The sequence below is a fragment of the Enterobacter sp. MGH 16 genome, from assembly GCF_000493175.1.
Classification (GTDB): Bacteria; Pseudomonadota; Gammaproteobacteria; order Enterobacterales; family Enterobacteriaceae; genus Enterobacter; species Enterobacter roggenkampii.
Genome location: NZ_KI535695.1, coordinates 615,867 through 629,555 on the forward strand (window position 1 = coordinate 615,867; position 13,689 = coordinate 629,555).

Consider the following 13,689-nt stretch of genomic DNA (forward strand, 5'->3'; position numbering starts at 1 on the left):
CATGAAGAAATTTCCTTGGGCGTGCGTGGCGCTGACCGCATTGTCGTTATATTCCAGTTCGCTGCTCGCAGCTAACTTTAGCGCCAGCTTTAAAAACACCGATATCCGCGAATTTATTGATACGGTAGGCCGCAATCTGAACAAAACCATTCTGGTCGACCCGTCCGTGCAGGGCACGGTGTCGGTCAGAACCTATAACGTATTGACGGAAGACGAATATTACCAGTTTTTCCTGAGCGTGCTGGACCTGTACGGCCTGTCGGTGATCCCGATGGATAACGGCATGGTTAAAGTGGTGCGCTCGAGCATTGCCCGCACCGCCGGTGCGCCGCTGGCCGACGGTAAAAATCCGGGCAAAGGCGACGAGATCATCACCCGCGTCGTGCGCATGGAAAACGTGCCTGTTCGCGAGCTGGCGCCGCTGCTGCGTCAGCTCAACGATGCCACCGGCATCGGTAACGTGGTCCACTTTGAGCCGTCCAACGTCCTGCTGCTAACCGGTAAAGCCTCGGTGGTGAACCGTCTGGTGGATCTGGTTCAGCGCGTGGACAAAGACGGTATTCAGCGTCGTGAAATCGTGCCGCTGCGCTTTGCGTCCGCCAAAGAGCTCTCGGAGATGTTGAATAACCTCAACAACGAAGAGCAGAAAGGGCAGAACGCGCCGCAGCTGGCGACCAAAGTGGTGGCCGATGACGAAACCAACAGCCTGGTGATCAGCGGTTCGGAAGATGCGCGCGCGCGGACCCGCTCCCTGATCCATCAGCTGGATCGCGAGCAGAACAACGAGGGGAATACCCGCGTCTTCTATCTCAAGTATGCCAGCGCCACCAAGGTGGTGCCGGTACTCACCGGCATCGGCGAGCAGCTGAAGGACAAGGCCGGCGCGCCGAAGTCGAAAACCGCGCCAGCGTCCAGCGATCTGAACATTACCGCCGACGAAGCAACCAACTCGCTGGTGATTACCGCCCAGCCTAACGTGATGAACTCCCTTGAGAAGGTGATCGACAAGTTGGACATCCGTCGTCCGCAGGTGCTGGTGGAAGCCATCATCGCGGAAGTGCAGGACGGGAACGGCCTGGATCTCGGCGTGCAGTGGACCAGCAAGCACGGCGGCGTGCAGTTCGGCTCCACCGGCCTGCCAATCAGCCAGATTAAAAATGGCACCATGAAAGGGGCGAGCTTCACTGGCCTGGCGACCGGCTTCTTTAACGGTGATTTTGGTGCGCTGGTGACTGCGCTTTCCACCGACGGCAAAAATGACATCCTCTCCACGCCAAGCGTGGTCACGCTGGATAACAAAGAAGCGTCGTTCAACGTGGGCCAGGATGTGCCGGTACTTTCCGGTTCGCAAACCACCAGCGGCGACAACGTCTTTAACTCCGTTGAGCGTAAGACGGTCGGTACCAAGCTGAAAATTGTGCCGCAGATTAACGATGGCGACATGATCCATCTGAAGATTGAGCAGGAAGTCTCCAGCGTCGACAACAGCGCGACGGAAGACTCCAGCCTCGGCCCAACCTTCAATACGCGCACGATCAATAACGAAGTGATGGTCCACAGTGGCCAGACGGTGGTGCTTGGCGGTCTGATGGAAAATGTGACCAAACAGTCCGTGTCCAAAGTGCCGCTGCTCGGCGATATCCCGCTGGTCGGTCAGCTGTTCCGCTACACCTCCCAGGATACCTCCAAGCGCAACCTGATGGTGTTCATTCATACCACCGTTCTGCGTGACGACGACAACTACAGCGCGGCCTCGAAAGAGAAATATGACCAGATCCGGGTGCGCCAGATGCAGCGCGTGGAAGAGAAAAAGCTCGGTATTGTTGAGCCGAGCGACAATGCCGTCCTGCCCGCGTTTCCTTCAGCAAGCCCTCACGCCGCACCGGTGAAAACCCGCGCGACACGCAATCCGTTTAAAGAGTAAGGCGGAGGGGCAACGTGGACGAACTGAGTAAAACACTGTGTAGCAGCAGCTACGCAAAAGATAACGGCGTTCTGCTTTACAACAATGACGTCTATATCCGTGAGGACACCCCGGCGTTAGCACTGCTGGAAGTGCGCCGGGTGTTGGGCCGCGCGTTCGTCCCGGTTTCTGTGACGCCGGAAGCGTTTGACGAGATGCTGGCCAAAATCTGGCAGCAGAGCAGCGGCGTTTCACAGCAGCTGGTGGACGACATGGATGCGGATATCGACCTGATGGCGTTAACCGAGGAGATCCCGGATAACGAAGATCTGCTTGATAACGACGAAAACTCGCCGGTGATCCGCCTGATCAACGCCATTCTCGGCGAGGCGGTTAAGGACGGCGCGTCGGATATCCATATCGAAACCTTCGAGCGCACGCTGAGCATTCGCTTCCGCGTTGACGGCGTGCTGCGCCCGGTGCTGCAACCGGCGCGTAAGCTCGCCCCGCTGCTGGTGTCGCGTATCAAGGTGATGTCGAAACTCGACATTGCCGAAAAACGTCTGCCGCAGGATGGCCGTATCTCACTGCGCATTGGCCGCAAGGCGATCGACGTGCGCGTCTCGACCATTCCGTCCCAGTACGGCGAGCGCGTGGTCATGCGCCTGCTCGATAAAAGCAATCTCAAGCCCGACATCAACAAGCTGGGCCTGATCGATGAAGAGCTGGAGAAGTTAAAAGGGCTGATTGAGCGCCCGCACGGCATTATCCTGGTCACCGGGCCGACAGGCTCCGGTAAAAGTACCACCCTGTACGCCATTCTTTCGGCGCTGAACGGCCACGAACGCAACATCCTGACCGTGGAAGACCCGATCGAATATGAGCTGGAAGGGGTGGGGCAGACGCAGGTTAACCCGCGCGTGGACATGACCTTTGCCCGCGGGCTGCGCGCTATTCTGCGTCAGGACCCGGACGTGGTGATGATCGGGGAAATTCGTGACGGTGAAACCGCGCAAATTGCGGTGCAGGCGTCGCTCACCGGTCACCTGGTCATGTCTACGCTGCACACCAACAGCGCCGCCGGGGCGATTACGCGTCTGCGGGACATGGGGCTGGAGTCCTTTTTAATCGGTTCATCGCTGCTCGGTGTCATTGCCCAGCGTCTGGTGCGTCGGCTGTGTACGCACTGCCGGACCACCAGTCCGCTGGATGCCAATGAAAAAGCGCTGTTCAGCTTTATGGACGCGCCGCCAAAAGCCATTTATCGCGCGGTGGGCTGTGAACACTGCCGCCAGAGCGGCTATCAGGGCCGTGCCGGTATTCACGAGTTCCTGGTGGTGGACAGCGCCATGCGCCGCGCCATTCATGAAGATAAAGACGAAATGTCCATCGAGACGCAGCTCTTTAAGCAGGCTTACAGCCTGCGCGAAAACGGGCTGTTGAAGGTGATTAGTGGCGTTACCTCGCTGGAAGAGGTGATGCGTGTGACCGCCGAGCGCGGGGGGGATGCGTAATGGCCTTCTACGCCTGGACGGCGACGGATGTCGCAGGCAAAACCCAGCGCGGCACGCTGCAGGCCGAGGGGCAAAAGCAGGTTCGCCAGATGTTGCGCGAGCAAAAGCTGATGCCCGTCAGCATCAGCGAAACCCGTGAAGCGGCGTCTGCCGGAAAAGCAAAAACCGGAGCCAGGCTCTCCACGCCGGTGCTGTCGATGTTTACCCGTCAGCTCTCCACGCTGGTCAACGCCGCACTGCCGCTCGAGAGCGCGCTGAAGGCGATCTCGAAGCAAACGGAAGACAAAAAGCTGGCGGCAATGGTGGTGGAGATCCGCGAGAAGGTGGTGGAAGGTCACACCCTGTTCGACGCCTTCAGCCAGTTCCCGCGCACCTTTGACAAGCTCTACTGCACGCTGGTGATGGCCGGTGAAAAAACCGGCCACCTGGGCGACGTGCTGGAGAAGCTGGCGGAGTACAACGAGCAGCGCCAGAAGATGAAGAGCAAGCTGACGCAGGCGATGGTCTACCCGATTACCCTCACCGTGGTCGCCATCGCGGTCATCAGCATTCTGCTGGTGGCGGTGGTGCCGCAGGTGATCGAGCAGTTCACCCACATGAAGCAGCAGCTGCCGATCACCACCCGCACGCTGATTGCGGTGAGCGATTTCCTGCAGGCGTACGGGATCTACATCGTGGGGATCCTCGGCGGCGGGTTTGTTGGTTTTAAGACCTGGCTCAGAAACGCCAAAAACCGTTTTCGCTGGCACAGCTGGCTGGTGAACGGCTCGCCGATTAAAAAGCTGGTGTGCGCGATCAACAGCGCTCGCTATATCCGCACGCTCAGCATCCTGCAGGCGAGCAGCGTGCCGCTGCTTGAAGGGATGTATATCGCGATGGACGGTATCGAAAACCTCTACGCCCGGCAGGTGCTGGAGCAGGCGGCGGATACCGTGCGTCAGGGGGCCTCGCTCTATGCCGCGCTGGAGCAGGCGAAATTATTCCCGCCCACCATGCTGTACATGATTGCCTCCGGCGAAGAGAGCGGCGAGTTAGGCAACTTAATGGACCGCGCGGCGGAAAACCAGGAGTCGGCGCTACAGCATCGTATTACGTTAACGCTCTCGGTATTTGAACCGGCGCTGGTGGTCTCCATGGCGACGATTGTTTTATTCATCGTGCTGTCAATATTACAGCCGCTTCTGCAACTTAATAATATGGTAGGTTAAATCATGGCTATAAAAACAAAACGTCTGGCTCGCCAGGCGGGGTTCACCTTGCTCGAATTAATGGTGGTGATCGTTATTCTCGGCGTTTTAGCGAGTATGGTGGTGCCCAATTTAATGGGTAATAAAGAAAAAGCGGACGCGCAAAAGGCGACCAGCGATATTGTTGCGCTCGAAGGCTCGCTGGATATGTATAAGCTCGATAACCACCGCTACCCAACGACCGAGCAGGGTCTGCAGGCGCTGGTGACCAAGCCTGAGATCGCGCCTATTCCCAACGGCTACCGCGCCGACGGCTATATTCGCCGCCTGCCGCAGGATCCGTGGGGCAACGATTATCTGCTCGTCAGCCCGGGTGAACACGGCGCCGTAGACGTCTTCTCTGCCGGTCCTGATGGCGAAGCCAACACCGCAGACGATATTACGAACTGGTCTCTGGATAAGAAAGAGAAATAATGAAGAATCAACGCGGCTTTACGTTGCTGGAAATTATTCTGGCGCTGGTGATATTTGCCAGTTGCGCCATGATGGTTGTCTCAACAATACCCTCACGCAGCGGTGCGGATATATTTGGTCAGCAATTAAAAGCCCTCGTTGATTATGGTTCAGACCGCGCGGTCATGGACGGAAATATTGTCGGGCTGGTGATCGCTACCGATAAATATCAGCTGGTCACGCTCGACGATAAAAACGGCGAACGTCACTGGGTGCCGTTATCCGCCGGCCGTATTACCACGAAAGGCGATTTCCCGGAAGAGATGCACGTGTCGCTCTCGCCTCAGCGTCTGGCGGCTAACGTCGAGGCCGACCCCCAGATCCTCTTTCTGCCGGACGGTGAGATTGGCCGTTTTACGCTGACGCTGCAAAGTTACGACAAACAGCATCACTTCCGCGTGGTGTCGCAGGGCACGGCCCCGGTTTCGGTAGAGAACGATGACTAAAGGCAAGGTTAAGCAGAACGGGATGACGCTCCTGGAGGTGATGGTGGCGCTGGTCATTTTCTCCACCGCCGCGCTGGCGCTGATGAATTCCGTCTCCCTGAACGTGCGCTTCACCCACGGGCTGGCCGAAACGCTGCAGGCCAGCTGGGTTGCAGAAAATCAGCTGGCTGAAGCCCAGCTTAGCAAAACCGATTTTCCCGATGCCGAGGAGCAGGGGACGGAAATCATGGGGGGGCGCAGCTGGTACTGGCATAAGCAGCGGGTGAAAACCGCCAATAGCGGTTGGGCCAATGCCATCCGCGTTTACGCCGAAGGCGATAAAAGCCAGCCGGTCATTTCGCTTCAGATCATTGGGCCGGGAGAAGAGAGCAAGTGAAGACGAGCCGACGCCAGCGCGGTTTTACCCTGCTGGAGATCATGATTGCGCTGACCATTTTTGCGGTCATCAGCACCCTGGCCTGGCAAATCCTCGACGGCGCGATGCGCACCAGTTCGGCAACCGATACCCGCGCGGCGAAGCTTAATCAGCTTCAGCGTGCCTGGAGCCTGATGGAGCGCGATTTTTTCCAGCTGCAGGCGCGGGCGCCGCGCAACGCGCCGGATCTGTTTTTACAGGATGGCGATGCCGTGGAATTCACCACGCTGAACGGCGTGAGTGGCACGGTCCAGCTGGAGCGCGTGCGCTGGCGGCTGGAAGAAGGGCGTCTGTATCGCGACGTCTGGCCGGTGATTGACAGCCCGGCGGACGTCAAACCCGATGAAGTGCCTATCGTCAGCGAGGTGAAAGCGATGCAATGGCGGTTTTATCACCAGGGCTGGCAAAAAAGCTGGGGTGACTCTGCCCATCTGCCAGACGGCGTGGAGCTTACGCTGACCATGGAAAATGGCGACACCTGGCGCTGGGTGTTTACCACGCCGGGAGAGATACCAGAAGCGGTGGCACCGGCGGCAGAAAACGCGCCTGCCCCGCAAAATGCGCCTGCGCCGGACGTGAAGCCATGAGCCGGGTCCATCAGCAACGCGGTGTTGCCCTGCTGGTTGTGCTGATCCTGTTGGTCATGATGTCGGCCCTGGCGGCCAAAATCAGCCAGCAGTTCTGCCGTAATTTGCAGAAAACCCACTATCAGGTGAGCCAGCAGCAGCTGCGCTGGGCAATGCAGGCGCAGGAAAAAGTGGTGAAAGACCGGTTGCAGAACGACGCCAGCGGCGAGAGCAAACCGCTCGACCCGGCGGGCGACTGGCACCAGCCGCTGGAGACGCAGGGTGAAGACTATACGGTGGTCAGCCAGGTCGACGACGCGCAGGACTGCTTCAACGTCAATAACCTGCTGGCCGCAGACAAAGTGGCTCAGGATCAAAATGCGTCAACCGTGTCGGAAAAACCGCGAAAAGAGAAGATTGTCGAGCAGATCCTGACGGACGGCGGCATCAGCCAGACGGCGGCGGAAGAAATTTATCAGCAGCTGGTGGATTATCTCGACGGCGACGCCACGACGGTGAAAGAGGGCGCGGAGATGGACGCCTGGTCTGGCGTAGTGCCGGCGCGTCAGCCTGCGAATCAGATGATGCGCACCCTTGCCGAGATCAAGCTGCTGCCGGCGTTTCCTGCGGCAGCGTACCCGAAAGTGAGCAAGCTCTTATGCGCGCTGCCGGACTCGGCCAGCAAGGTGGATGTCAATACTCTGACGCCGGAGCAGGCGCCCTTACTGGCAGCCCTGTTCCCGGGAAAACTCACCGCGGACGATGCCGTACGCCTGATTGAGTCGCGGCCGGAAACCGGCTGGGAAAGTATGGACGTCTTCAGCAAAGCGCTGGAACAGGCCTTCCCGCAGTTGAAGGAAGAGTTGCCGCAGGTGGCCGGGCTGCTCTCCATCAACAGCCGGTATTTTCGCGTCAACTACACCGGCAATACCGATGAGTTAACGCTTCGCGTGGTGAGCCAGCTTCAGGTGAATAACGAAGCCGGTGAAATTGTGACGTGGCAACGTCGTTACCGAATGATTGAATAAGAAAAGTAGAACGCTATGAAACAGGTACTTTTTGTTCGTCCCGACAGCCGTGAGGACGGGAAAATCATGTGGTGTGAGTCGGGAAGCGAACAGGTTACAACCCTGGACACCCCGCAGGCGCTGCATACCCTTGCCGACCATCCTCTTGCTGCGCGCGTGTGTCTGCTGCTGCCCGCCAGTGAGATGATCTTCCGCCACTTTACGCTGTCGAAGAAAATGGCGTCGCAGGCGACCGCCTTCTCGTGGATGGCGGAGGAGACTCTGATTGGTGAGGTGGACGATCTCCACTGGACGGTGCTGAACAAAAAAGGCGCCGAGGTGGACGCCGTGGCGATAGATTCCGCCCGCCTGCAGCAGTGGCTGACCCGCTTTCACGAGGCGGGCCTGAAGGTCATTCAGGTCCTGCCTGACGCCTGGCTGCTGCCGGTCACGGCGGGTGGAAGCACGCTGGTTGCGCGGGAAGAGAACTACTGGTTGCGCTTGTCGCCGCATATCGCCTGTAACGTTGAGGTTGGCCTGTTGCCGCTGCTGATGCAAAAAGCCGGAGAGGGCGAGGTCCGCTGCTACGGGGACATCCCGCCGGGCATTGAGGTTGACGAACAGCTGGCGGCAGAACATCCGCTGGTGCTGATCCAGCCGCAGTGGCGGGCGTGCCGCGTCAACGTGCTGCACGGTGCGTTCAGCGCGAAAGCGACCAGCGCGAGGGCGGCGAAAGGGATGAAGGCCGCCGTCGCGGTGATGGGGCTTCTCTCTCTGGGCCTGCTGCTCGGCCCCCGCATCACCCTGGCGTGGATGCTGGCAGATCGGGAAAATCAGGTGCAGCAGGAGATGGTCGAGCTTTATCAACACCATTTTCCGAGTATGCGCCACCAGACCAACCTTAAGTACCATTTTGGACAGAACATCAAGAAGCAGCCTAAAGGCATTTTTTTGCAGATGGACGAACTGGAAAAGATCCGTCAGTCCGTTCCGTCGATGGAAATTACGCTGTTTGAATATGACGACACGCAGGGAACCCTGACATTAAGCGTGAGTGCGCAAAACGAGCAGGCATTACAGGAATTCATTCATCAGGCCAGCACGAATTTTGATTTTACGTTACAGCCTATTTCAAAGGACGCGCCGTATACGGCCATGATTACAGGGAAATATAAATGAAAGCGCGAATTGCACAGTTTACATCTCGTTATCAACAATACAGCACCAGAGAAAAATTCATTTTAAAAATAGCGGCGGGAGCTTTATGCAGCGCCGTCATCTATTACGCAGGGATAATTCCCCTGGATAACATGATAAAAAATAGCCAGGCAACGCTGGCGCGACAAATTGAAACGGTAAACTGGATGAAAACAGAAATTGATAAAAATCATCTGCCGGTGCTACAGGTGAAAACCGATAATCCACGCAGCGTGGTGGAGAATAGCGCGCATGAAATCAACCTGACGCTGACCGATATTCGTCAGGACGGTCAGACTCTGGCCTTTGTCGTGAACCGGGTCAACGTGTATGAATTAAAAAACTGGCTGCGGGAGATGAACCTCGCGTCAGGCGTCAGGCTGGAGAAAATGAACCTCACGCCCGTGGATCACCTGAGCGACGTGAAGGCTGAAATCCAGCTGACCTGGAAAAAAGTGGCATGAACGGGCTGATACTCGTCCGGGAGAGTTATCCCGTCGGGTTTGCCGCGATGAGCGGCGTGTTCGGCGCGATCCTGGGGAGCTTTCTCGGCGTTGTGGTGGATCGCGTGCCGGGGATGGTGCTAGAGGAGGAGAGCCGCAGCAACCTGCTTTTCCCGGCGTCACACTGTCCCGTCTGCCAGCATGCTCTGCGCGCATGGGAGAACATCCCGCTGCTGAGCTGGCTGGCGCTGCGGGGACGCTGTCGTTGCTGCAAGTCGCCGATTCCGCTGCGGTTATTTTTACTCGAGCTGTTGACGGCGGTGTTCTTTGGCCTCACCGCCCGGTGGATACCGGACTTAGCATCCCTTTTCTCGCTGTGGGTGCTGGCGGCCTTTCTGCTGCCGCTGGCGATGATTGACGGACAGCACCAGCTGCTGCCCGACTGCCTGACGCAGCCGCTGCTCTGGGCCGGGCTGCTGTTCCACGCCTTCAGCCACGGGCTGCTCCTGCGTGATGCGCTGCTCGGCGCGGTGGCAGGCTATCTTTCGCTCTGGCTGGTGTACTGGGCGTTTCGTCTGCTTACCCGTCGGGAAGGGCTGGGCTACGGCGATTTCAAGCTGCTGGCGGCGCTGGGCGCCTGGTGCGGCTGGCAGTCACTCCCTGCGATTGAATTAATTGCCGCATTAAGTGGCATAGTGGGTTATTTGTTATTAAATAAATCGAATAAAAATAACCTAACCATCGCTTTCGGACCTTATCTGGCTTTTGCTGGAATAGCGCTCTATACCTGCCAGCTATTTGTGAATACCTATTAAATAACCGGGTCAAGTTTTTTTATCAATATTTTCGACGAGGAAAGAGAAGGACGACCTTTTATCCTCAGTGTATCGTAAAAGGCATAAACTACACGGATTTTTAGCTTGTATCTTTTAATGGAGGAATACAACGCGTCTTTAAGGTTTGGATAACGGCTGTCTGCGTATTTAAAAACGCACTATGTGAATATCATTCCATGTTCTAAAGGAAGACATGGATCAATTTCGTTTACGAATAAATTTATCAGGAAAGAAAAATGAAATTTATTAAGCCTAAATATCTGGCGCTCTTTATTGCAGCGGCAACCGGTTCTGCATTCGCTGCTGCGCCAGGTGCACCGACCATCGGCTCCGGCAATGACAAATTTGCGCTGGTCGAGGTGGATCAGGCCGCGCAGGATTACAACAGCCTCGTCAAGGTACATAACGACGGCGTGGATGTGAAAGTCGAGTGGAACGTGTGGAGCGGCGACGCGCCAACGTCTGCAAAAGTGCTGCTGGATGGTAAAACCGTGTGGACCGGCGCAGCTGGTGCAAGCGGCTCAGCCACCTTTAAAGTGAAAAAGGGCGGACGTTATCAGGAGCAGGTGGAAGTCTGTAATGCCAGCGGCTGTACCAAAAGCGCCAGCAAGCTGATCATCGTGGCGGACACCGACGGCAGCCATCTGCTGCCGCTGAACGCGCCGCTGCAGGAGAACAACAAAACGTTCGCCAAACATACTGATAAAGTGGTTGCGGCGTATTTCCCTGAATGGGGCGTTTACGATCGTAACTTCCCGGTTGATAAAATCCCGGCAGCGAACCTTAACCACATCCTCTATGGCTTCATTCCAATCTGTGGCGGCGACGGCATCAACGATGGCCTGAAAACCGTTGAAGGCGGTAACAGCTTCTCCGTACTGCAGCGCGACTGCGCGGGTCGTCCGGACTATACCGTCGCCATTCACGATCCGTGGGCTGCGCTGCAAAAACCGCAGTCTGGCGTCTCCAACTGGGACGACCCGTACAAAGGTAACTTTGGCCAGCTGATGGCGCTGAAAAAAGCGCATCCGGACCTGAAAGTGCTGCCATCCATCGGTGGCTGGACGCTGTCCGATCCGTTCTTCCACATGGGCGACCCGGCAATCCGTGCCCGCTTCGTCTCCTCTGTGAAAGATTTCCTGCAGACCTGGAAGTTCTTTGACGGTGTGGATATCGACTGGGAATTCCCTGGCGGCGGCGGCGTGAGCGAACACCTGGGTAACCCGCAGCAGGATAAAGCGACGTATACCGCCCTGATGCATGACCTGCGCACCATGCTGAACGAGCTGTCTGCACAGACTGGCCGTACCTATGAACTGACCAGCGCCATCGGTGCGGGCCGCGATAAGATTGAAGACGTGGATTACACCGCTGCTCAGCAGTACCTCGACCACATCTTCCTGATGAGCTATGACTTCTACGGCGGCTGGAGCAACACCGAGCTGGGCCACCAGGCCGCACTGCGCGCGCCGTCATGGCGCCCGGACACAAACTACACCACCGAGAACGGCGTGGACGCGCTGCTTGCTCAGGGCGTACAGCCAGGCAAGATCGTGGTGGGTGCGGGCATGTATGGCCGCGGCTGGACTGGCGTGCATGGCTACACCGGTGACAATCCATTCACGGGTACCGCAACCGGTATGGTGAAAGGTACCTGGGAACCTGGCGTGGTCGACTACCGTCAGATCGTTAACGAGTACAAAGGCAAGCCTGGCTGGGAATATGGTTACGACGCGAATGCTGAAGCGCCATATGTCTTCAATAAGTCTACCGGCGACCTGATCACCTATGAAGATGCACGCTCTACCGCCGCTAAAGGCAAGTATGTGCTGTCGAAAAACCTGGGCGGACTCTTTGCCTGGTCTATTGACTCTGATACCGGCGACATCCTGAACGCGATGAACGAAAGTTTGCTGGGCGGTTCTACCCCGGTCGATCCGGTGGTCACCAACCATGCGCCAATCGCGTCTTCTGCGGATCAGAACGTCTCTGGCCCGGCAACCGTCACGCTTGATGGTTCTGCTTCCAGCGATCCAGACGGCGATGCGATTACCTACAAATGGACCCAGGTTTCTGGCCCATCTGTAACTCTCTCCAACAGCACCAAAGCGAAAGCAACCTTCAACGTTGCGGCAGCGACCAGCGACCAGACCATGGTGTTCCGCCTGACGGTTACGGATGCTAAAGGCCTGAGCAACGCCATTGATGTGCAGGTTGTGAATAAAGCGCCAAAAGCTAACCAGGCGCCAGTCGTGAACGCAATGGAGGCAGTGACGCTGCAGGCAGGAGAAACCTATGCTCTGCACGCGCAGGCTGTGGATCCAGACGGTGATGCGATGACCTTCTCCTGGAGCGTGCCAGCGGATATGCATGCAACCGGTACCGATACCGCGAACGTGACGATCACTGCGCCAGACGTTGCCACCACGTCTACCTATACGCTGAGCGTAGTTGTAGGCGACGGCAAAACCAGCGTGCAGTCTAACGTGCAGGTAACCGTGAATCCGAAACCGGCTGACGTTACACCACCGTCTGATGAGGTTACACCTCCGTCTGATGACGTAACGCCACCCTCTGATGAAGTTACGCCTCCGTCTGATGACGTGACCCCGCCATCTGACGAAGGGTCTGCAACCGGTAGCTGCGATGCGCCTGTCGATGCTAACGCCAGCAAATATGCCGCGTGGGATGCCAGCAAAATCTATAACAGTGGCGATACCGTGAGCTTCGACCATCTGGTGTGGAAAGCGAAGTACTGGACGCAAGGCAACCAGCCTGGCTTCGGTGTGGATGCCTGGGAGCTGGTCAGCAACGTGAAGATGAACTGGCGTTCTGACCTGGTTTATAACGGCGGCGAAACCACAACCTACCAGGGCAACGTTTACCGTGCCAAATGGTGGACCCGCGGTGACAACCCGGCTAACAGCGATGTATGGGTGAAAGAAGGTCCTTCAACAGACTGCAAATAACCTTCTGAACCGTGGATTGCGGGAATGATATCAACCCGCAATAGTTGGTCACACCCCACTTCGGGTGTGACCAACACTTCAGAATTATCGCTAATGATGAGCGGAAAGAGGTTCAGTATTTAAAAAGCAGGTGCTCATGAAACGCGTGATTATATTTTTACTGCTGTTTAGTCAAAGCGTATTCGCGAACTGTTGGGATAACGCCGGACATTATTATCATGTCGATCCGTGGTTATTGTATGCAATTGCCAAAGTCGAATCCGGAATGAATCCCCACGCGGTAGGCTGGAACCACGACGGCACGCGTGACGTCGGGTTGATGCAGATTAACAGTTCACACTTCAGTGAGTTAGAACGTCAGGGTATTGATGAGAGTCAGCTTATTAATGAGCCCTGTACCTCCATTATGGTCGGCGCCTCCATCCTGTCCGGGATGATAAACGTGTATGGCTATAACTGGGAAGCGGTGGGCGCGTACAACGCCGGATTGAAAAAAGAAAATTATCCGCAGCGCATGCGTTATGCCCATAAAGTGTGGGCGAAGTATCAACAAATAAAATCGGGTAAATAACCGTAGCATTATTTTTATTTTTTGAAGAATTCCTTTCGGTGTTCTTCAGAAAATGAAAAAGAACCACACTCTCTGGCTTATTTATTAAGGGAGTAATACATAAGCCGGGAATGTACTCACCC

Annotated in this window: 13 protein-coding genes; all 13 read left to right on the forward strand. The window is 56.6% G+C overall.

Annotated features, from left to right (window positions below):
- Position 1: 1 nt before the first annotated feature.
- A complete protein-coding gene (gene gspD / locus L362_RS19765) occupies positions 2-1,924 on the forward strand; it encodes a type II secretion system secretin GspD (RefSeq protein ID WP_023343662.1) in 1,923 nt (640 codons plus the stop codon).
- A gap of 14 nt (positions 1,925-1,938) precedes the next feature.
- On the forward strand, positions 1,939-3,417 hold the full coding sequence (gene gspE / locus L362_RS19760; protein ID WP_023343663.1) for a type II secretion system ATPase GspE: 1,479 nt from the start codon (positions 1,939-1,941) through the stop codon (positions 3,415-3,417).
- Entirely contained in the window at positions 3,417-4,625 is a 1,209-nt protein-coding gene (gene gspF / locus L362_RS19755; RefSeq protein WP_023343664.1) for a type II secretion system inner membrane protein GspF, read from the forward strand. Before gspE ends, gspF begins: the two co-directional genes overlap by 1 nt.
- Positions 4,626-4,628: 3 nt before the next feature.
- Positions 4,629-5,078, forward strand: a complete 450-nt coding sequence (gene gspG, locus L362_RS19750; protein WP_008500018.1) for a type II secretion system major pseudopilin GspG — start codon at positions 4,629-4,631, stop codon at positions 5,076-5,078.
- A complete protein-coding gene (gspH, locus tag L362_RS19745) occupies positions 5,078-5,563 on the forward strand; it encodes a type II secretion system minor pseudopilin GspH (RefSeq protein ID WP_023343665.1) in 486 nt (161 codons plus the stop codon). The genes gspG and gspH overlap by 1 nt, the downstream gene beginning before the upstream one ends.
- Positions 5,556-5,939 carry a type II secretion system minor pseudopilin GspI gene (gene gspI, locus L362_RS19740; protein WP_023292909.1) on the forward strand — a complete coding sequence of 128 codons (384 nt, stop codon included), beginning with the start codon at positions 5,556-5,558 and terminating at the stop codon, positions 5,937-5,939. Before gspH ends, gspI begins: the two co-directional genes overlap by 8 nt.
- Positions 5,936-6,565, forward strand: a complete 630-nt coding sequence (gene gspJ / locus L362_RS19735; protein ID WP_023292908.1) for a type II secretion system minor pseudopilin GspJ — start codon at positions 5,936-5,938, stop codon at positions 6,563-6,565. The genes gspI and gspJ overlap by 4 nt, the downstream gene beginning before the upstream one ends.
- Entirely contained in the window at positions 6,562-7,572 is a 1,011-nt protein-coding gene (gene gspK, locus L362_RS19730) for a type II secretion system minor pseudopilin GspK (RefSeq protein WP_023343666.1), read from the forward strand. Before gspJ ends, gspK begins: the two co-directional genes overlap by 4 nt.
- 15 nt (positions 7,573-7,587) lie before the next feature.
- Positions 7,588-8,730 (forward strand): type II secretion system protein GspL, encoded by a 1,143-nt coding sequence (gene gspL, locus L362_RS19725; RefSeq protein ID WP_032637624.1) that lies wholly within the window; start codon positions 7,588-7,590, stop codon positions 8,728-8,730.
- On the forward strand, positions 8,727-9,212 hold the full coding sequence (gspM, locus tag L362_RS19720) for a type II secretion system protein GspM (RefSeq protein ID WP_021240906.1): 486 nt from the start codon (positions 8,727-8,729) through the stop codon (positions 9,210-9,212). Before gspL ends, gspM begins: the two co-directional genes overlap by 4 nt.
- Positions 9,209-10,006 (forward strand): prepilin peptidase, encoded by a 798-nt coding sequence (locus tag L362_RS19715; protein WP_023292905.1) that lies wholly within the window; start codon positions 9,209-9,211, stop codon positions 10,004-10,006. The genes gspM and L362_RS19715 overlap by 4 nt, the downstream gene beginning before the upstream one ends.
- 257 nt (positions 10,007-10,263) lie before the next feature.
- Positions 10,264-12,996, forward strand: coding sequence for a glycosyl hydrolase family 18 protein (locus L362_RS19710; RefSeq protein WP_008500009.1), 2,733 nt, complete (start codon positions 10,264-10,266; stop codon positions 12,994-12,996).
- 136 nt (positions 12,997-13,132) lie between these two features.
- A complete protein-coding gene (gene iagB / locus L362_RS19705; protein WP_021240903.1) occupies positions 13,133-13,567 on the forward strand; it encodes a type III secretion system invasion protein IagB in 435 nt (144 codons plus the stop codon).
- The last annotated feature ends 122 nt before the right edge of the window (positions 13,568-13,689 follow it).